General features: G+C 46.3%; 19 protein-coding genes. 12 read left to right on the top strand and 7 right to left on the bottom strand.

What is annotated here, in order from left to right; translation table 11 throughout:
- Positions 1 to 164: 164 nt before the first annotated feature.
- Positions 165 to 1,028: a SurA N-terminal domain-containing protein gene (locus ACTTK7_RS11290; protein ID WP_462868216.1), complete on the bottom strand. Its 864-nt coding sequence runs from the start codon at positions 1,026 to 1,028 to the stop codon at positions 165 to 167.
- A 211-nt stretch (positions 1,029 to 1,239) separates the two neighbouring features.
- On the opposite strand from ACTTK7_RS11290, the gene ACTTK7_RS11285 reads away from it, so the two are divergent.
- Positions 1,240 to 2,151: a DMT family transporter gene (locus tag ACTTK7_RS11285; RefSeq protein ID WP_462868215.1), complete on the top strand. Its 912-nt coding sequence runs from the start codon at positions 1,240 to 1,242 to the stop codon at positions 2,149 to 2,151.
- A gap of 34 nt (positions 2,152 to 2,185) precedes the next feature.
- Here the strand turns inward: ACTTK7_RS11285 and ACTTK7_RS11280 are convergent, their stop codons facing one another.
- Positions 2,186 to 2,701, bottom strand: coding sequence for an N-acetyltransferase family protein (locus tag ACTTK7_RS11280; RefSeq protein WP_462868214.1), 516 nt, complete (start codon positions 2,699 to 2,701; stop codon positions 2,186 to 2,188).
- 144 nt (positions 2,702 to 2,845) lie between these two features.
- Between ACTTK7_RS11280 and ACTTK7_RS11275 the strand changes: the two genes are divergently transcribed.
- Both ACTTK7_RS11275 and ACTTK7_RS11270 read left to right on the top strand, forming a co-directional pair.
- A complete protein-coding gene (locus ACTTK7_RS11275) occupies positions 2,846 to 3,079 on the top strand; it encodes a hypothetical protein (protein WP_462868213.1) in 234 nt (77 codons plus the stop codon).
- Positions 3,080 to 3,134: 55 nt separating this feature from the next.
- A complete protein-coding gene (locus ACTTK7_RS11270) occupies positions 3,135 to 3,995 on the top strand; it encodes an EamA family transporter (RefSeq protein ID WP_462868212.1) in 861 nt (286 codons plus the stop codon).
- Between the two features lie 34 nt (positions 3,996 to 4,029).
- On the opposite strand, the gene ACTTK7_RS11265 is transcribed toward ACTTK7_RS11270, so the two are convergent.
- The 3 genes from ACTTK7_RS11265 to ACTTK7_RS11255 all read right to left on the bottom strand — a co-directional run bounded on the left by ACTTK7_RS11265 (position 4,030) and on the right by ACTTK7_RS11255 (position 6,222).
- Positions 4,030 to 4,671, bottom strand: a complete 642-nt coding sequence (locus tag ACTTK7_RS11265; RefSeq protein ID WP_462868211.1) for an NAD(P)-dependent oxidoreductase — start codon at positions 4,669 to 4,671, stop codon at positions 4,030 to 4,032.
- Between the two features lie 57 nt (positions 4,672 to 4,728).
- Positions 4,729 to 5,139 carry an Rrf2 family transcriptional regulator gene (locus tag ACTTK7_RS11260; protein WP_462868210.1) on the bottom strand — a complete coding sequence of 137 codons (411 nt, stop codon included), beginning with the start codon at positions 5,137 to 5,139 and terminating at the stop codon, positions 4,729 to 4,731.
- Between the two features lie 201 nt (positions 5,140 to 5,340).
- Positions 5,341 to 6,222, bottom strand: a complete 882-nt coding sequence (locus ACTTK7_RS11255; RefSeq protein ID WP_462868209.1) for a cation diffusion facilitator family transporter — start codon at positions 6,220 to 6,222, stop codon at positions 5,341 to 5,343.
- A 302-nt stretch (positions 6,223 to 6,524) separates the two neighbouring features.
- On the opposite strand from ACTTK7_RS11255, the gene ACTTK7_RS11250 reads away from it, so the two are divergent.
- Positions 6,525 to 6,779, top strand: a complete 255-nt coding sequence (locus tag ACTTK7_RS11250; RefSeq protein ID WP_022794243.1) for a hypothetical protein — start codon at positions 6,525 to 6,527, stop codon at positions 6,777 to 6,779.
- A 196-nt stretch (positions 6,780 to 6,975) separates the two neighbouring features.
- Complete coding sequence (locus ACTTK7_RS11245; RefSeq protein WP_462868208.1) at positions 6,976 to 7,548, top strand: YdcF family protein; 573 nt, start codon at positions 6,976 to 6,978, stop codon at positions 7,546 to 7,548.
- Between the two features lie 38 nt (positions 7,549 to 7,586).
- Here the strand turns inward: ACTTK7_RS11245 and fdhA are convergent, their stop codons facing one another.
- Positions 7,587 to 8,801, bottom strand: coding sequence for a formaldehyde dehydrogenase, glutathione-independent (gene fdhA, locus ACTTK7_RS11240; protein ID WP_462868207.1), 1,215 nt, complete (start codon positions 8,799 to 8,801; stop codon positions 7,587 to 7,589).
- Positions 8,802 to 8,947: 146 nt separating this feature from the next.
- Between fdhA and ACTTK7_RS11235 the strand changes: the two genes are divergently transcribed.
- The 4 genes from ACTTK7_RS11235 to ACTTK7_RS11220 all read left to right on the top strand — a co-directional run bounded on the left by ACTTK7_RS11235 (position 8,948) and on the right by ACTTK7_RS11220 (position 12,308).
- A complete protein-coding gene (locus ACTTK7_RS11235) occupies positions 8,948 to 9,274 on the top strand; it encodes a winged helix-turn-helix transcriptional regulator (protein WP_462868206.1) in 327 nt (108 codons plus the stop codon).
- 87 nt (positions 9,275 to 9,361) lie between these two features.
- A complete protein-coding gene (locus ACTTK7_RS11230) occupies positions 9,362 to 10,288 on the top strand; it encodes a peptidoglycan recognition protein family protein (protein ID WP_462868205.1) in 927 nt (308 codons plus the stop codon).
- 181 nt (positions 10,289 to 10,469) lie between these two features.
- On the top strand, positions 10,470 to 11,897 hold the full coding sequence (locus ACTTK7_RS11225; RefSeq protein WP_462868204.1) for an SLC13 family permease: 1,428 nt from the start codon (positions 10,470 to 10,472) through the stop codon (positions 11,895 to 11,897).
- 123 nt (positions 11,898 to 12,020) lie between these two features.
- Positions 12,021 to 12,308 (top strand): hypothetical protein, encoded by a 288-nt coding sequence (locus ACTTK7_RS11220; protein ID WP_462868203.1) that lies wholly within the window; start codon positions 12,021 to 12,023, stop codon positions 12,306 to 12,308.
- A gap of 84 nt (positions 12,309 to 12,392) precedes the next feature.
- Here ACTTK7_RS11220 and ACTTK7_RS11215 read toward each other — a convergent pair whose 3' ends face one another.
- Positions 12,393 to 13,283, bottom strand: coding sequence for a C40 family peptidase (locus ACTTK7_RS11215; protein ID WP_462868202.1), 891 nt, complete (start codon positions 13,281 to 13,283; stop codon positions 12,393 to 12,395).
- A 261-nt stretch (positions 13,284 to 13,544) separates the two neighbouring features.
- Here ACTTK7_RS11215 and ACTTK7_RS11210 point away from each other — a divergent pair, with 261 nt between their 5' ends.
- The 3 genes from ACTTK7_RS11210 to ACTTK7_RS11200 all read left to right on the top strand — a co-directional run bounded on the left by ACTTK7_RS11210 (position 13,545) and on the right by ACTTK7_RS11200 (position 18,505).
- Positions 13,545 to 14,777 carry an Nramp family divalent metal transporter gene (locus ACTTK7_RS11210; RefSeq protein WP_462868201.1) on the top strand — a complete coding sequence of 411 codons (1,233 nt, stop codon included), beginning with the start codon at positions 13,545 to 13,547 and terminating at the stop codon, positions 14,775 to 14,777.
- A gap of 154 nt (positions 14,778 to 14,931) precedes the next feature.
- Positions 14,932 to 17,355, top strand: coding sequence for a Lon protease family protein (locus ACTTK7_RS11205; RefSeq protein ID WP_462868200.1), 2,424 nt, complete (start codon positions 14,932 to 14,934; stop codon positions 17,353 to 17,355).
- 136 nt (positions 17,356 to 17,491) lie between these two features.
- Complete coding sequence (locus ACTTK7_RS11200) at positions 17,492 to 18,505, top strand: LacI family DNA-binding transcriptional regulator (RefSeq protein ID WP_462868199.1); 1,014 nt, start codon at positions 17,492 to 17,494, stop codon at positions 18,503 to 18,505.
- Positions 18,506 to 18,520: the final 15 nt, after the last annotated feature.

The following is an 18,520-nucleotide window of genomic DNA, read 5'->3' as shown; positions in this document are numbered from 1 at the left end:
TTGTCGACGCAAGTATAACGGATATGGGAGTCTGCGTGTTTTTTTGTGTCTGTACCCCAACAAATATTATAGAGCCTCAAAAAACAGCGCAGCCTCTGCATAAGAGGCCGCGCTGTTTTGTTAATATAAAAAGCCCCGGTTAATCGGCCGGGACTTTAAGTCAGTTATTCTTCAGAATCGCTGTTTTGTTGTGAGTCAGAAGCTACATTATTTTCGATCTCTGCATCTTCACGCAGCTGATCAGTGTATTCCTGCTGTTGCTGCTGCTGTTTCTGGGATTCAAGCTGCTGTTCGATCTGTGGGCGCAGGTCTTCAAGAGAACCGGCATCTTCACCCTGGCCTTGAGTCATTTGATTGTACATCTCTTCTACTTCTTTATCAGTAACTTCAACATCTTCAAGCTCTTCGTCCAGGAGCGCCTGTATCTGCAGGGAGGTTCGTGCTTCCTCGCGCAGCTCTTCTTCTGTGTAACCCTGCTCTTCAAGAGCCTTCTGGTATTCTTCATCAGATTCAAACTGCTCTTTAAGAGAGCTTACCTGCTCATCTACATCTTCTTCCTTTACCTCATAATCTCCTGCTTTAGCTTCCTGTACTAAAAGCTCCTGATTGATAAGGGATTCAGCTGTTTGTTCTTTTAGAGTCGATTGGACTTCTTCATTACTTTGGTCGCCGGAGGAGGCAGCTTGAGGAGCATACTGCTCATAGTTAGTAGTGAAAATTGGTTCAAATTCCTCTTTGGTAATTTCTTCTCCATTCACGGTAGCGACTGTGTCAGGTACATCGCTTAAATCCGGTTCAGGTAAATCTTCTGCCTGTTCTTCACCGGATGCCTGTTCTTCAGAGGATCCTTCATCTGATTCTTCCTGCTGATTATTTTCTTCGTTGTTATTGGAGTTTTCCTCTGACTGCTGTTCTTCGTTTCCGTTATTGTTATCAGAGGAATTCTCCCCGCCGTCGCCGTTACTGCAGGCACCAACAATTGCTACCGACAGGGCGAGGCCTGTACTCAGAATCCATTTTTTGCTCACTCTGATTTCTCCTCTCCATTGTATGCTCTCCGGGCATTGTAACACACGCCGTTACTCCTGTATGCTTTAATAGTCTATAAAAATGTATAATTATTATGAAAACTTGTAAAAGAAGAAAAAATTGTTGAAAGTTGCGGGAAAATGCAGGGTAATCTCAAAATTTCCCGGGAAATGACCGTGATATTATAGGGGAAAGAGGTGGACGGTCAGTATGGCTGCGTATATTATGCTTATTATGGTAGTGTTTTTTTATTCTGGAAATATTTTAGTAGGAAAGGCTATCAACGACCTCCCTCCTTTTACGATAGCTTTTTTCAGGCTGATTATTGCTTTTTTGTGCATCATACCTCTGGGGTGGAAAAGTGCCTGGAGGGCAAGGAATTTATTTTGGAAGCATAGGCTGCCTCTTATTGTTTTAACAGCTACAGGAGTCACGTTTTTTAATACATTTATTTATGGAGCCCTCCAATTTACTTCCTCCACTAATGTTTCTGTACTGGAAACAGTAATTCCGGCAGTAACCGTTTTATTAAGTACATACATTTTAAAAGAGAGGCTGCGCTATATTCAATGGATCGGTGTCATACTCTCCATTGTAGGGGCGCTGTGGGTAGTAATGAATGGGAGACTGTTTGCCGTAGCAGAAATGAACTGGAATGCCGGCGACGGTATTATGGTAGGGGCGGTAGCCTGCTGGTCCATTTATTCCATCGCTGTCAAACGTTATATGCATCTGTTTCCCCCGTACGGTGTCCTGCTTGTAATGACAGGAGCTTCCATTATAATTTTACTTCCTTTTATTACGGCGGAGTGGCTCTTTCTTGGCGTGCCTTCCTTCACCTTAAGCGAACAGCTGCCGAGCCTTGCTTATCTGGGGCTTTTTCCAGGGTTCATCGCTCTAATGTTTTATAACCGGGCGGTGGACCAGCTTGGAGCCTCAAAAGCTTCGGTTTTCCTGAATTTTCTTCCCGTGGTTACGATGGCGGGGGCGGTGCTCTGGCTTGGGGAAACATTAACACCGGCCAAGGTGATCGGGGCACTGATTGTAATAGCCGGTGTGCTGCTTACCACCCAGGGAAAGCCAAAACGATTTCCTGCAAAGCAAACGAAAAAAAGGCCGTAAAAAGCTGCTTCTCCCGGAGAGGGAGAGGCAGCTGTTAGAGTTCTGCGGGCGTCTCTGGGCCGGAAAGGGCGCGTTGGTAAAAAACGAGATCAAGCCATCGTTCAAACTTGTATCCGGCTTTTTTTACCGTGCCCACGTATTCAAAATCCTCCGTTTCGTGCAGATAGATGCTTCCCGGATTGGAAGAGTCTATGCCGGCAATCATAGTGGCGAAGCCTTCCAGTTCCGCTTGATCGATTAAGGCACGGAGCAGGGCACGGCCGATCCCGGATCCCCGGGCACCGGGGTGAACATATACTGAATGCTCAATGGAGTATTTGAAGGCTGCCCAGGGACGGAATGGACCGTAAGCAGCATACCCCTGGACCTTTCCATTCTGCTCATAAACAAAAACAGGAAGTCCGTTTTGCTTTTTTGTGCGCAGCCATTCCAGCCGGTTTTCTGCCGAATAGGGATGGTAATCGTAAACAGCGGTCGTGTTTATGATGGCGTCATTATATATTTCGGTAATTGCATGAATATCGGCTTCTTCAGCCTGACGGATGCTCATAGGAATTCCCCTTTCTCCGCTTAAAAATAATACAATTTCTCTCTTTTCGCAATCATTATGTATAAAGAAAGGAAGAGCAGGGAATATATTTGAAGAAGCGTAAAGAGAATAGCCGAGGAGGCTAAATAGGAGGGAGAGCAAGATATGACACTAAAAGTAGTTTTTGATTCCGGGATCGCCGGTAGTGACCGTATTCAGGTGAATGATGAAATTACGCTGACGTATACGTGTGAGCATTATGAACCAATAGACGGCTCTCCATATTTTAAAGTGAATTTTGAGACAAAGGACCCTTTTGAACCGAAGGAGGGGACTGTCTATTTTGATGGTACGAATTCCAGAGTGGATAAGTACGGTCATGTGTTTTATCTATTATAAAAAGAAGCTGCCTGTGCGGCTTCTTAGTACATAAGAACAAGTGGGAGTGCGGACCATGTGGTTTGTTTTAGCGCTGCTGAGCGCCTTGATATTTGGGTTTTCTTCTTTTTTTATGAAGGTTAATTCTTTTTGGCAGCTGCCGTTAGCGCCGTTTTTGACGGGGCTCTACGCTAGCGGGAGCTTCGGTTTTCTGGGATATGCTCTAATGGATGGCTCCATGCATTTGAACCTCGCAGTGCTTTTTGGCGGGGTAATGGTGGGAGGGGGCTCCACTTTCGGAAACCTTCTATACATGAAAGCTTTAAACGTTGGGCCGGCGAGTCTTTCGTCTCCGCTGGTAAATACAAACATTCTGCTGATTGTGCTGCTGGGCGTCTTTGTATACGGGGAGCAGATTGGAGCCCTGCAATATGCGGGCATTGGTTTAATTATGGCAGCTATTGCTGTACTGCCGCTGGATCCGAAGGAGGACTTCTCGATAAAAAGCGGCATATGGTATGGCTTTATTTTAACAGCCACATTATTTATGTTTTTTCGGAATGGAGGGCTGAAAATAACAGAAGAAGCCGGGCTTGAGAATACGCCGGTATTATTTACAGGCTATCTGTTTGGCATGCTTTATTCGTTATACGGATGGCGCCGGGAAAAGAAGCAGCAGGGTCGTGCCGACGCTCATATACATACGAAAAAGGCCTTCAGGTGGGGGCTGGTTACGGGAATTTTTTCGTTTGGAGGGATGCAGCTGTACGCTGCCGCTCTCCGGGAAGGGCCGGCGAGTATTGTTTCTCCTCTGTTTGCAGCTCACGCGCTTTTGGTAGCGGTGCTTTCCATGCTTTATCTGCAGGAGCGTATTACCAGGTATCAGGCGATAATTCTTGCAGTGGTTCTTATAGGGATTGTTTTTCTCCGCCTGTAATATAAAAATCCGCCAAAAAAGGCGGATTTGGGTTTTATGCGCGGTCGCCAACGACAGCGAAGCGCTGGTTTTCATGAGCCGCTGTTTCCATTTCATCGACCACTGCCACAGCGTAGTCCGCATAGCTGATATAGCTTTCCTCATTGCTGTTAAGCGGCAGTACGTCCTGGGAGGTGTAGTAGGATCCGGTGCGCCTGCCCTCTGCGTCAAAATTTACAGCCGGACTGATAAATGTCCACCGTATGCCGGTGGTCTGCTGAAGGTCCTGTAAATTCCGGCTCTGCCCGTTAGCGGTGGGCTTTACCGCCTCGGGAAATTCCGGCGTTTCCACGACCCGGGTCGTTTTTTTGTTATCGGTAAACAGGCTGCCGGCGCCGCCCACAACGATGAGGCGGGGAGCTGCAGCTTCCTGAATAATAGAAATGAGGTGCTGCCCGGCTTCTACATGTGCTTCTTCTTCTCCCAGTCCGGCTCCAAACGCATTCACCACCACATCAAAGTCCGATACGTCTGAAGCAGTTAAAGAAAAAAGGTCTTTTTCTTTTATAGGCATGCTGCTGTCAGGAAGCTTCGAAGCGTCCCGGACGATGGCTGTCGCCTCTATGCCCCGGGCTTCTGCTTCTTTTAAAATGCGGCTGCCCGCTTTTCCGGAAGCGCCGATAATGCCTGCTTTCATACCTTAATCACACCTTTGTTTATAATTTTTACAGCTGCATAGATGAGTAGAAAAGCTTTATACAAAGAGATGGGCCGTTACGTCTGCCAGGCTCTGCTTCTCCAGCTCGGCTTCCATGGCATTCTGTGCCCGCTTAAAGGATTCGTCGAGGGTGCTTTGAATATTTCGGCCGACAGGACAGTCAGGGTTTGGGCTGCTGTGGGTGGAAAACAGCAGGTCATCCTGCTGAACCGCCCGGTAAATATCAAGGAGCGTAATATCCTCCGGCGCTTTGGTGATTAAAGCACCTGAGATGCCGGCCTTCGTCTGCAGCAGGCCTGCCTGCTTTAGCATACCTGAAATCCTGCGGATAACGACGGGGTTTGTATTGACACTCGCTGCCATGTAACTGGAGCTGAGTCTTCGCTCCGGCTCACTTGCAAGCAGCGAAAGAATATGAACAGCGACAGAGAATCGTGTATTTATCATTGTTGTTGATCACCACCTGTTACTTAATGGTTTCAAAACGATCATAGAATATCAGCTTATAAAAGTTCAGAACCATTTCTTATTTCGGCTCCTTGGCTTTGAAATTGAACGATGTCAGCCAAGTGCTTTTAACTATACCCATTTTCATCAATAATAGAACCAGAAATTGAGATGGGCCGGATCTCTTGAAAGGAGCAGGGTTCAGTGCTCGGCGTTTTCCGGTTCTACGTGCACGTGGACGTCATGTACACCGTGCTGCTCGATTAGAGCGTATTCGACTTTTGTAGCTGTATTGTGTGCTTCCTGGATATCAAGTGAAGGATCCACAAGAATGGTAATGTCCACCACGGTGTTGTTCCCGTAATTTCTTGCTTTAATATTCCGGACTTTCTGCACGTCGTACAGTTTGGAAATTGTTTCCCGGTAATCTTCAATTTTATTTTCATCGAATCCGTCGGTGAGCTGAAGGGCTGCGCCACGGAAAACATCCCAGCCTGTTTTAATAATTAATAAGCCCACAAGAGCAGCTGTCAGTGGATCGAGCCAGTACAGCTGAAACTGAGCACCAATAATGCCAATAACTGTGCCGATACTCACCATGGCATCGCTCCAATTATCCTTAGCTGCTGCCATAATAGAGGGACTGTTGATTTTCCTGGATAAATTTTTGTTATAGGTGTACACACCGAACATACAGACGGCGGCAAAAGCGCCGACAAATGCAGAAATTAAGCCGGGCGGCTCGGACGGTCCGGCCAGAATAGACTGTACCGCGCTCACAAATACCTGAAGACCGACAGCAAGCATAATAAAAGAGGTAAACAAAGAAGCCACCATTTCTGCCTTCCAGTGGCCGTAAGGATGGTCGGCGTCCGGCGGCTTCTGGGAATAGCGGAGGCCGAACAAAACAGCGATCGAAGCGATTGTGTCTGTTAAATTATTTAAACCATCGGCACGTAGAGCCGCAGAATTAGCCAGCTGGCCGACAGTGAGCTTTAAAGCAGAGAGAAATAAATAAGCGAAGATGCTGATGATAGCTCCCCGCTCTCCTCGTTTTAAGTTACGAATACGTTCATCATTCATATGGCCGGTCTCCTTGCGCAATTGATCGATCTATAGAGTAGCAGGAAAGCTGCCATTGAGTCTACAGCAACGTTTTTCTACAAAGGTATAAAAATAACTAAAGGGAAAAAAAGTTGCTCGGTGGCAAAATACGTAATAATGTATAAAGTATAAGCTTTTTGTTCCCAATAGTCTGTAATATTTGTTATACTAAACCCATCAACCAGTTATATAACAATGAACCATTCGTTATGCTTGGGTGAACCAGGTGAAGAACCTATTAGCAGTAACGGGTGGCATCAGCTATCAAGGAGGCCAATAGAATGGTTGAAAGAAATGCAGACGTAGAAGAATTTTTAAATTCGCTCCCGGAACAGCAGAGTTCGATATTCCGCTACATGCGAGATGAGTATGAAGCATTGGCAGAGCGGGGTGAGCGGTTCGATGAAGCTAAGAATGACGAACATGTAGAAATTCTGGCCAGTAAAAAATTCGATGTCTCTCCTTTAGAAGCTGGAAATATTTACGCGACGGTAGAATCGCGTATTAATGCTTTTGAAGCCCTGCGTTCTTCGTAAAAAACTCTAAAAGACCAACGACGAAAAAAACCTGCTGCGCCAGCAGGTTTTTTGTGTAGAGAAACTGGAAAAAGAGTGGTTTTGCTTAACTAATTCTTTGAACTGATAGGTCCACCGTCCAGAAATAGCTGTTAAGAAGAGTGATCTTTCTGATACAATATATCCGTAGCTTTCATTAGAGGCGGAGGAACAAGGCATGAAAACGATCTTTTACAGTCTGCTTTTTGTTATAGGGGCAGCTTTGCTAATCAATGCATCATTTTTTGCACTTCCGCAAAAAACCGTAGCATCCCTATTGACTCACCAGGATGAACCGAAAAACGCAGACGTTATCATTGCTCTCAGCGGTGATTTTGAACGTTTATATACAGTAGCCGATTTAATAGAAAAAGGCTATGCGGATAAAGTGATCTTAACCAATGGAGAAGATGGCAGCTTTAATGAAAACCTGGCTGTGCGGGCAGGAATACCTGAAGAAGCGATTATTATGGAAAATCAGGCAGTCAGCACTCACGAAAATGCTGTTTATTCGAAAGAGCTTATGCAGAATCGGAATTTTGATTCTGCCCTGGTAGTAACGAGTGATTACCATATGAAACGGACCAAAATTCAATTTGATGATGTGATGGCAAATACAGGTATTACTCTGGATTACGTGCCTCATGTGCATGCGGAGGAAGCCTGGGGGCCAAAGCACGTCCAGCTTTGGAAAGAATTTTATAAACTGACCGGTACTATAGGGATTGAATCGTGGGACCGTATGTCATAAAAAAAACGAGCAGAAAGTATCTGCTCGTTTTTATTTGCTTAAGAGCGGACAGAGCCGTGAGGATCAATAACGAATTTCTTCGCCGCCCCTTTGTCAAAGTCCTGATAGCCTTTAGGTGCGTCATCCAGCGAGATCAGCGTGGCATTTACTGCTTTTGCAATCTGCGCTTTATCGCTTAGAATCAATTTTAACAGATTACGGTGATATTTCATGACCGGTGTCTGGCCGGTAACGAACGTGTGGGCCTTTGCCCAGCCTAAGCCGATACGGATTTTCAGGGACCCCTGCTGGGCGTCGCTGTCAGAAGCACCCGGATCCTCTGTAACATACAGGCCCGGGATACCAAGCTGTCCGCCGGCTTCTGTGACTGTCATGATCGAGTTCAGTACGGTAGCAGGCGCTTCCTTCGCGTCGGGCCCGTGACCGGAGGCTTCAAAACCGACGGCGTCAACGGCGCAGTCTACTTCTGGTATACCGAGAATCTGCTCAATCTGTTCACCTAGACTATCGTGCTTTGTTAAGTTTACAGTTTCGCAGCCGAAGCTTTCTGCCTGCTTCAGGCGTTGTTCATTAAGGTCACCCACAATAACAACGGAGGCGCCGAGAAGCTGTGCGGAGTGAGCGGCTGCAAGACCTACAGGGCCTGCACCGGCTACGTATACAGTAGAGCCGGGACGTACAGCTGCAGAAGCGGCCCCGTGGAAACCGGTTGGGAAAATGTCCGAGAGCATGGTCAGGTCCATGATTTTTTCCATCGCCTGCTCTTTATCCGGGAAGGCAAGCAGCTGAAAGTCTGCATAAGGGACCATAACATATTCAGACTGACCGCCTACCCAGCCGCCCATGTCTACATAACCATAAGCGCCGCCCGGTCGCTCAGGGTTTACGTTCAAGCATATATGAGTTTTCTGTTCCTTACACAATTTACATCTGCCGCACGCTACGTTAAATGGTACAGAGACAAGATCGCCTTTTTTAATAAATTCTACGTCGCGTCCTACTTCCACTACTTCCCCTGTAATCTCATGTCCAAGAGCCAGTCCTTTAGGTGCAGTTGTACGGCCGCGCACCATATGCTGGTCGCTTCCGCAAATATTTGTCGTCACAATCTTAAGAATAACACCGTGTTCACATTTCCGTCCTGCGTTGGACGGCGGGACTCCGGGGCCTTCGTGAAGTACTAAATCAGGATAGCCAATGTCTTGAATTTCAACGTTACCAGCACCTTGATAAACCACTGCTTTGTTGCTCATCCTTTGATTCCTCCTCATAGTAGTGAAGTAGGAGCGCTTACGCCCTTTCCCCAGTGTGTTTGATAAAACGTTTTCAAAAAAGTAGGCACTTTCTTGTTTGTTGCTTTCCACTATGATAGTATGTATAAAAAAGGGAGCGCTTTCATATGATGGATCCATTCCAGGCACATTGCGAGATGGAAGTGACGCTGGCTGTAATAAGTGGTAAATGGAAAGCAGATATTGTCCGGATACTCTCCGACGGTACTCCCCGAAGATACGGTTTTTTTCAGAAAAACCTCCCTGAAGTTACCCCGAAAATATTGACGAATCAGCTGCGTGAGCTTGAAAATGCGGGTATTTTGACACGTGCCATTTATCCAGAGGTGCCGGTGCGGGTAGAGTACCAGCTTACGGAAGCCGGGACGGGTCTTCTCCCGATTTTAGAAGCGATGGAAAAATGGGCTCAAAGCTATACAAAAAAATTTCAGTAAAGTGGTTGTAAAATACAGCCTGGCATCCCCTTTTATGTATAGAAGCCGCAATATACCGGCTGACTATATGAAAAAGGGGATGTTTTAATGTTTCAACAACTGCCTCAGCTCGTCGACGTCAGGGGAAGCGTGAAAAGAAATGGTTCCTACCAGAAGCGGTCGCTATCAAAGATTACAGGAATCGCAAGACACCATTCGGCAACAACGAGTGGAGATGCTTTTTCCTTTGCCAATTATCATGTGGATTCCCTCGGCTGGCCAAGCGTTGGTTACCATTTTATAATTACCAGAGACGGGACAATTCAATGGGCCAATGGAATCGATCGGATCTCATATCATGTGGGTAACAACAATACGCCGTTAATAGGTATCTGCCTGGTGGGAAGCGGTTCGTTTACCGAAGCACAGGAACGTTCGTTTTTTGATCTTCAGGCAGCACTTCGGGGGACAGAAGGAGTCGGTGTTTCCATCAGTAATGTGAAAGGACACCGGGAATATCCCGGCCACTCCTCAAACACGTGCCCGGGCATTGATATGGATAGTGTAAGGGAGGCGGTACGTGAGGGCCATCCAGTAGGGGAAGACTTAACTCCAACGCTTCGTCCCGGTGACAACGGTCCGGCAGTGGCCCGGATGCAGCAGCTGCTGCTGGATGCGGGAGAACAACTGCCGCTGTACGGTACAGATGGAGATTTTGGGGATGAAACGGAAAATGCGGTCCGTTCCTTCCAGAAGTCGCAACGCTTAACAGTGGACGGCATCGTCGGTCCGAACACGTGGGAAGCTCTCGAAAACTCTGCAATTAAAGGGAAACTCGCGGTAGTCCTTGCTGAGGTGCTGAATGTACGCTCCCGTCCTTCTTTTGATGCTGATGCCGTAGCGGGAACGGTCAGTCAGGGAGAAGCATTCACCATTATGGAAAAAGTGAATGTGAACGGAAGCAGTACTGAAATGTTCCGGTTAAAATCAGGCTTGTATATCACTGCTCATCCAAGCTATGTACAGGTCAAATAAAAACGTTTGGGAGGTGGGTGCCATAGAGCATCCACCTTTTTTCCTGTTTTTTTCTTTTTTATAATATTTATCCAAACAAATAGCTTTTATCTATATAATAGACATTATGAGGCGGTAAAAAACAGAATATTCCGATCGAATTTTAACGCTGCTTACATACTTATTTGAAAGGAGCGCCACTATGCCAAGAAGAAAAAAAATCGGACTGATGCTGGGACCGGCCTTATTTGCTTTATTATTTTTCGTCCCCTCGCTTACGGGTCTTGAAAGCGAACCGAGAGCAGTACTTGCCGTTACGGCCTGGGTAGCTTCCTGGTGGATTACGGAAGCCCTGCCCATACCAGCTACGTCGCTGCTTCCTATCTTTCTATTGCCCATTACAGGAGGGGCAGATGAAGAAACGGCAACAATGGCTTATGCCGATCCCATTGTCTTTATGTATATGGGGGGGTTCACGATTGCTCTTGCGATTGAAAAATGGAACTTACATAAACGGATTGCGATGACAATTATTTCGTTTGTCGGTACCGGGAGTCAGCGCATTGTGCTGGGCGTTATATTGGCGACCGCCCTGCTTTCCATGTGGATTTCAAATGCAGCCACGGCGTTATTGATGCTGCCGATTGCGCTGGCGTTAATTAAAGAGGTGAAGGATAAAGGTTTCTTTGATGAAGTCTCCTTGAACCGTTTTGCTAAGGGGCTGCTTCTGTCAGTGGCTTATGCAGCCTCTATCGGCGGGCTGGCCACATTAATAGGGTCAGTGCCCAATGCTGCTTTTGCCGCCGTAGCTTCTTCCAATCTGGACCGTACAGTTACCTTTGCCGAATGGTTTTTATTTGGTTTTCCTTTAACAGTTATTCTATTGACCGGTCTTTATTTTTATTTAACGAAAATTCAGTTTCGCGTGACAGCGCAAAAGGATATTTCAACCGATTTTGCAAGAAACCAGTTGAAAGATCTGGGACCGATGTCTTTTGAAGAAAAATCAGTGCTGACCATCTTTACAATTGTCGGTTTCCTTTGGATTACAAGCGGATTCATTCCGGAGGCCTATCGTCTCTCCGACACTTCCATCTCAATTATTGGAGCTACTTCGATGTTTTTGCTCCCAGCCAAACAGGAGAAAGGCGGGCTCATGGTATGGCAGGATATGAAAGAGCTTCCGTGGGGCCTGCTTCTGCTTTTCGGAGGCGGCTTGTCTCTTGCCGCTGCGTTTGAATCTTCGAATTTAACAGGGTGGTTTGGGGAGCTCCTGGGGGGACTTGAAGTGCTTCCTTTTGTCTTAATTTTAATAGTACTTGCTGCCATTGTATTGTTTATGACAGAGATTATGTCCAATACGGCAGTATCGAATATGCTGATGCCGATAAGCATCGGCCTCGCAATGGGAATTGGGGTAGATCCTTACGCCATCATGGGGATAGTGGCTCTAACTGCCAGCTGTGCCTTCATGCTGCCGATATCGACTCCGCCCAACGCTGCGGTTTTCAGCTCAGATTATTTAACCATCGATGATATGGTCAAAGCCGGATTTTGGATGAACATTGTAGCTATTTTCGTCATCGTGGCATTTGTTTATTTCTGGCAGCCGGTCGTATTGAATTATTAATCGGCTTGGAAAGGTTATTTTATGTACACATATGATAAGAGTACTATAGAATTGCTGTTTCCGTTTGTACTTATATTGATTGTTTGGTTCATACTCGATGGGCTGCTGCGGAGGAGAACAAAATTGTCCTATAAAAACAAACCGAAGCGCCGGAGAAGTAAATCAGTAACCATAGCAGAGAAGCTTTTGGAGTGGACAGGAACGGCGTTTGTATTATTTTTTACCATCAGCTCCGGAGATTTTCTAATATGGCACTTGCTTTTTCTCGGGATGCCTTTAGCTTTAGTTCAACTAATTCAGGGAATGGAGCAACGGGAGAACGTACCGGAATCGAAAGCCCACTGGCATTCATTTTTGGGAGCAATATGTACTGCAGCTCTGATTTCCCGGGCGCTTGTTTTCCTTTACTAACATCTAATAGGCCAATATGCAGTTCAATGAAAAAACCGCCCTCTGCAAACAGGCAGAGAGGCGGTTACTTAAAATATGAGGGTATTAATCGATCGATTTTGCACCGATGTAGTGTTCTTCCCAGTAGTCGCTGGTGGTATCCGCAGTTTCCACACCACCTGAACCGGAATGAATCATTTGGTCGTCTCCAATATATATGCCGCTGTGTGAAGCGCCTTCTGTATCATACGTACCTTCATAAAAGACAACGTCGCCCACGTTTGGCTCTTCTACGAATTCACCGTTGTTCTGCCAGATGCCTTCATGGGTTCTTGAAACGTCTGTACCATTTTCTTCAAAAACGTAGTTGATAAAACCACTGCTGTCCAGACCACTTGCGGTAGTTCCGCCCCATTCATAAGGAGTGCCCAGTACGCTTTCCGCGGAATCGACAAGCCCGGAATCAGATGTATTGGCTGATGTGCTTTCAGTGGAAGACTCCGAAGATTCTTCAGATGATGCAGAAGCAACTTCTTCGCTTTCATCATTACCTTCGCTGTTCTCGCTGCTGCTTTCTTCTGTTTCGCTGTCGGCCTCGGAGGAGCTGTCTGTTTCATCTAATGCTCCCATTGTCTCAGGGCCTGCGATGCCATCTATGCTTAAGTTGTTTTCCGTTTGAAACGCTTCTACAGCCTGTACAGTTTCATCATCGTAAGTGCCATCAGCTTCGGAGTTATAGTAATCAAGATCGCTTAAAGTCGACTGAAGAGATTCTACACTGCTGCCGGTATCGCCGAGATAAAGCAGGCTGTCATCAGCAGATTCAGTTTCGTTTTCTTTATCGGAAGAGTCGCTTTGGCTGGAACTGCTGCTTTCGTCTGAATCAGGATCAGCGAATGCATCGGCGTTTCCGCTTAAAGCCGGTGTTAGAGCTAAAGCCGTTACGACGGCAGAGGATAATATATATTTTGGTGCTTGTCTGTTGGATTTAAACATTCTGGTTCCTCCTCGTGGTGTAAATCAATTTATCGAACCACGAGTAAGTATAACAAACAGAAAAATACGGGAGGTTTCAGCCAGATTACGTTTTAATAACGTTAATTTTAAAATAGGACATAATTAATGATTACTTCCTCGTTAATGTAGATGTGAATGGCGGCAGGAAAGAAAAGAATCACTTTCAGCCTCTGTAATATTTTTAATAAAATGAATATTGCGATTATTTACATGGCTAAAATTTTAAAAGGGGGTCGAACAATGGAAAAAGCAGAAAAGAGGCCATTGAGAGAGAGAGTAAGGGTTCTGGGCCCGGGAGTAATTGTAGCAGCATCGTTTATAGGTCCGGGAACAGTAACGACGGCCACAGGTGCAGGAGCCTCTTTTGGTTTCGCCCTGCTCTGGGCAGTGGTTTTTTCAATTATTACAACCATCATACTTCAGGAGATGTGCTCGCGGCTCGGGATTATTACAGGAAAGGGCCTGGGAGCGGCAATAAGAGACCAGTTCACCAACCCGCTGCTGAAATACGGATCCATGTGGCTGATGATTATCGCTATTGTATTCGGCTGTGCTGCCTACATCGCGGGTGACTTGCTTGGCACTTCGTTAGGACTAACGACGCTGACGGGCGTTTCTGAAAATACGATCGGTCCTGTCGTAGGCATCGTTATTTTGTTGATCGGACTGAGTGGAAGCTACAAGCTCATTGAACGAGTCATGATAGTACTAATTGCGGTTATGAGTATAACGTTTGTAACCACCATGGTCACGGCACAGCCTGATCCTGGAGATCTGTTTCGGGGTGCCTTTGTTCCATCGATTCCGCCGGGAGCTATTATTACCGTGATTGCAATTGTTGGTACCACGGTTGTTCCTTATAATCTGTTTCTTCATTCCGAAAATGTAAAAGAACGCTGGAGTGAGCCGGGGCATTTAAAAGAAGCACGTCTGGATGTGTTTTTGTCAATTGGTTTGGGCGGTTTAATTACAGCCGCGATTTTAATCACATCTGGGGCGACGATCCGCGGACTGGAAGTGGAGTCCGTGGCAGACCTTGCTTTACAGCTTGAACCGCTGCTTGGCAGCTGGGCTACCGCTTTTATCAGTATAGGCTTGTTCGCCGCTGGTTTTTCTTCCGCGCTTGCATCCCCGCTTGGGGCGGCAGTTACCGTCAGCAGCGTATTGAAGTGGGAGCGCGGGATGAAGAACATCCGCTTCAAACTGGTGTTTTTGTCTGTGATGGCCATTGGAATTATTTCCTCCGGACTTGGCTTCGAGCCGCTCGATGTTTTACTTTTTGCTCAGGCATTAAACGGTCTTATTCTGCCTTTTGTCTCCATTATGCTTCTAGTTATTATGAATAACAAAAACCGCCTTGGCCATTACGTGAATCATTGGAAGATGAATCTGGTAGGTGGAATTATTGTTTTAGTCTGCATATTTCTCGGCGTTTACAGTATTGTAGATGCGATTATGAGCTTTAATTCGTAAGCTGCCTGTTTTTTCTCAGGAAAATATAAAGAATACAGCATAGGAGTGACGAGAACGGGAATAGATAGTACTAATCGATACGGAGTTCTCGTCTGAGCGAAAGCGTCGAAAATGTAGCAGAAGAATAGGATGACGGTGAAGGGAGGGGCGTTTTATGAATCATCATGATTATGAAAAAAGGCTTGATCTGCATGAACTGTCTCCGGCAGAGCTCCGCCTGGAATTCAATGCTGAAGTCTTTTCATTTGAAACGACAGAGGACATGAGGGACTTTCCGTATGAAATGATTGGCCAGGAAAGGGCCGAGCGGGCCATGGAGTTTGGTCTTTCAGTAAGCCAGGCGGGGTACAATTTGTTTGTAGTTGGTCCAACGGGGACGGGGAGAATGACGTATACCCAGCACAGCGTGGAAAACCTGGCCCGGAAACAGAGGCAGCCGGATGATTGGTGCTACGTGCACAATTTTGATAATCCGGACCGTCCGGAAGTGCTTTCGTTTCCGGCCGGGGAAGGCCAGCGCTTCCGGCGCGGAATCGAACAGCTTTTGATAAACATCGAGAGGGAACTAAAGACAGCATTCTCAAGCGACAGTCATGAAAGACAGAAACGGGAAATGTTTGAACGACTGCGTACAGAAATGGACGAGTTGTGGAAAGAAACCGACCAGTTCGCGGTACAGCACCATTTTAAACTCGAACGTATGCAGAATGGCATTAATAAAATTCCCCTTCAACGCGGTCAGCCAATGAACCGGGAGACGTACCAGCACCTGCTTGAAGCAGAAAAGGAGCAGCTGAGGGCGAACGAAAAACTCGTAGAAGAAAAAGTGCAGGATGCTCTCCGGCGCATCGCCAAAATGGAGGAAACCTTCCGCAAAGATGTGCAGTTATTTATGACAGACACAGCTTCAGCCGCGGTACAAAAATTATTTGAGCCGCTCCGCAGACAGTACGGGCATTTGCCGAAGGCTGAGGCGTATTTAACCGCATACGAACGGGACGTTGTGGAGCATTTTTACTTTTTTGCCGAAAGCCAGGGGCAGGAGGGTTCAGCAGGGGCACTTGAGGGCATGAAGGAAAAACAGTATCAGCGGTACGTGGTGAATCTGCTCGTAAACAATAAGCATTTAGACGGGGCACCAGTAATTTACGAATCCAATCCGACGTATCACAATCTGTTTGGCAAGGTGGAATATCAGGGACAGATTGGCAGCCTGGTGACGAATTTTACTTTCATTAAACCAGGAGCGGTGCATCTGGCGAACGGCGGCTATTTGATTCTTCAGGCCGCGGATTTGCTGCAGCACCCAGGTGCCTGGCCGGGATTAAAACGGATGCTTCAGACCGGGCACGTGCATATCGAAAACTCCTATGAAGAGCGGGGGCTGCTGCCAACCAGTGCACTTAAACCGGAACCCATTCCCTTTCGGACAAAGGTTATCATCATCGGTTCCTATTACGTTTATGACCTGCTGTCGAGACTTGATGAAGAGTTTGATAAGCTGTTTAAAGTAAAAGTAGAATTCGATACCGTCATGACTAAAAATGATGAAAACAGCTGGAAAATGGCGGGATTCGTGAAAAATTATGTTCAGGAAGAAGGCCTGCTGCCATTTCACCGGGAAGCTGTAGCCAGAGTGATTGACTACAGCTCCCGGTTAATAGATGAACAGGAGAAAATGACCACGAGGTTTCAGGATATTACAAAGCTGCTCGTAGAATCCAGCCACTACGCGCTGCAGGAGGGAAAAGCTTACGTCAGAGCAGAGCATATTTTCCGGGCACTCGAGGAAAAATACAGACGTTCAAGTCACATCCCTGAACAATACCGGGAGAAAATTCACGATGAAACGATTATGATTCAAACAGAAGGCTACAGGGTCGGGCAGATTGACGGATTGGCCGTTATGGGCACAAGAGACTCCATGTTTGGCATTCCAACGAAAATTACGGCTCAGACGTACGTTGGGAAAAGCGGGTTGATGAACATTGAGCGGGAAACGTCTCTCAGCGGTCAGATTCATCACAAGGGCATGATGATTTTGACCGGGTTTCTTTCCGGCCAGTTTGCTAAAAATCGTCCTATTCCTTTATCGGCGAGCATCACTTTTGAACAGACCTATAATCTGATCGATGGCGACAGCGCTTCAAGCACAGAACTGTATGTACTGCTTTCCTCTTTGGCGGAAGTGCCTATCTATCAGGGCATAGCAGTAACCGGATCGGTCAATCAGTGGGGAGAGATTCAGCCGATTGGCGGTGTGAATGAAAAGATCGAGGGTTTTTATCATATTTGCCGGGAAAAAGGGCTGACCGGCAGACAGGGTGTAATTATCCCGAAGCAGAATGCCCGCAATTTGATGCTCGATCCAGAGGTGGTGGAAGCGGCGGAAGCAGGAAGCTTCCATGTATGGGCAGTCGGCCATATTTCTGAAGGTATGGAAATCCTGACCGGTGAACGGGCGGGAGCTGTACGCCGCGAGGACGGTATCTATCCGGAAGGCTCGGTATTTGCCCGCACAGAAGCCCGTTTTAACCGGATGTATGAGATGGAGTTCAGGCAGCAGGGCATGGAATAATAAGCGGAGAGCACAGCCTGGAAGCATGGCTGTGTTTTTTATAGAAATGAAGAAAATTATCCTTGACTTTTTATGTATACGGTTTCATAATGAAAAACAAGTTGCTTATGAATACGTATTCACCAGGAGTTAAAAAATGATTTCTTCCAAAGAAGTTGCCAGAGAAGCAGGAGTATCCCAATCGACAGTGTCCAGGGTGCTGAATAATTCAAACAAAGTGAGTAAGGAAAACGTAGCAAAAGTAACAGAAGCAATGAGAAAGTTAAACTACAGGCCGAACGCCATAGCCAGGTCTTTAGTCAGTAAGCGTTCCAAAACAATAGCGCTTATATCGGGCCCTTTGCATAACCCCTTTTTTGTGGAAACTACTTCATCTATTGTGAACTACGCGAAAGAGAAGGGGTATAACACAAACGTCTTTTTTGAAAACAATGGAGACAATATGGCTGTATATGAAACGGTTCTTTCCATGCAGGTGGACGGCATTATTTTATCTTCGGTTTTCATGGATGATCCGATTCTTCAAGAACTGCAGACGTCTCAAATACCTTATGTAATGTTTAACCGTAAGCATAACGAAGGTGGGAATTTTGTTGAATTAAATAATTATCAGGCTGGAAAGATGGCTGCGGATCATTTATATCAGCTCGGGCACAAGTATATAGGCTTCATTGGAGGGCCAATGTATACATCCACTTTTTACGGCAGGTATTTAGGGTTTACAGAGGGAATAGCAGAACAAACCATGGAGACTGGTAAAGTTTTTTTAAACGAAACGGACACCAGTGAAGAAGCAATAGCAGATGCCATTTTTAAAATGATGGGGCGCAAAGAACGTCCTACAGCAGTGTTTGCTGCTACTGATGCTATAGCTATTACTGCCATGGATACACTCATGGAGCTCGGTTACCGGATCCCTGAAGATATTAGTATTTGCGGCGTGGACAATGTACGCATGGCCCGGCATCACGGATTTGAATTAACCACTATCGGCGCCCAGTCCAATAAAAATTTAGGAAGGCTTGGAATTGAACACCTTATTAATTCCATTGAAGCCGGAAAAGAAAATATGTCCCCAATACAGGTTACCCTGGAGCCTGCTCTGTATCAAAGAAAGACGACGGGACCTTTTAAACCAGGCTCAGTATAAACTGAGCGGTTTAAT

It is taken from the genome of Marinococcus tarijensis (genome assembly GCF_054971385.1).
Note: the sequence above shows the minus strand (reverse complement) of the source record. Positions and strands in the feature narration are given on the sequence as shown.

Bases quoted from the DNA above. Each gene is read 5' to 3' on its own strand.
- ACTTK7_RS11285 (WP_462868215.1), top strand. From the start codon at position 1,240: ATGGCTGCGTATATTATGCTTATTATGGTAGTGTTTTTTTATTCTGGA.
- ACTTK7_RS11280 (WP_462868214.1), bottom strand. From the start codon at position 2,701: ATGAGCATCCGTCAGGCTGAAGAAGCCGATATTCATGCAATTACCGAA.
- ACTTK7_RS11275 (WP_462868213.1), top strand. From the start codon at position 2,846: ATGACACTAAAAGTAGTTTTTGATTCCGGGATCGCCGGTAGTGACCGT.
- ACTTK7_RS11270 (WP_462868212.1), top strand. From the start codon at position 3,135: ATGTGGTTTGTTTTAGCGCTGCTGAGCGCCTTGATATTTGGGTTTTCT.
- ACTTK7_RS11265 (WP_462868211.1), bottom strand. From the start codon at position 4,671: ATGAAAGCAGGCATTATCGGCGCTTCCGGAAAAGCGGGCAGCCGCATT.
- ACTTK7_RS11260 (WP_462868210.1), bottom strand. From the start codon at position 5,139: ATGATAAATACACGATTCTCTGTCGCTGTTCATATTCTTTCGCTGCTT.
- ACTTK7_RS11255 (WP_462868209.1), bottom strand. From the start codon at position 6,222: ATGAATGATGAACGTATTCGTAACTTAAAACGAGGAGAGCGGGGAGCT.
- ACTTK7_RS11250 (WP_022794243.1), top strand. From the start codon at position 6,525: ATGGTTGAAAGAAATGCAGACGTAGAAGAATTTTTAAATTCGCTCCCG.
- ACTTK7_RS11245 (WP_462868208.1), top strand. From the start codon at position 6,976: ATGAAAACGATCTTTTACAGTCTGCTTTTTGTTATAGGGGCAGCTTTG.
- fdhA (WP_462868207.1), bottom strand. From the start codon at position 8,801: ATGAGCAACAAAGCAGTGGTTTATCAAGGTGCTGGTAACGTTGAAATT.
- ACTTK7_RS11235 (WP_462868206.1), top strand. From the start codon at position 8,948: ATGATGGATCCATTCCAGGCACATTGCGAGATGGAAGTGACGCTGGCT.
- ACTTK7_RS11230 (WP_462868205.1), top strand. From the start codon at position 9,362: ATGTTTCAACAACTGCCTCAGCTCGTCGACGTCAGGGGAAGCGTGAAA.
- ACTTK7_RS11225 (WP_462868204.1), top strand. From the start codon at position 10,470: ATGCCAAGAAGAAAAAAAATCGGACTGATGCTGGGACCGGCCTTATTT.
- ACTTK7_RS11215 (WP_462868202.1), bottom strand. From the start codon at position 13,283: ATGTTTAAATCCAACAGACAAGCACCAAAATATATATTATCCTCTGCC.
- ACTTK7_RS11210 (WP_462868201.1), top strand. From the start codon at position 13,545: ATGGAAAAAGCAGAAAAGAGGCCATTGAGAGAGAGAGTAAGGGTTCTG.
- ACTTK7_RS11205 (WP_462868200.1), top strand. From the start codon at position 14,932: ATGAATCATCATGATTATGAAAAAAGGCTTGATCTGCATGAACTGTCT.
- ACTTK7_RS11200 (WP_462868199.1), top strand. From the start codon at position 17,492: ATGATTTCTTCCAAAGAAGTTGCCAGAGAAGCAGGAGTATCCCAATCG.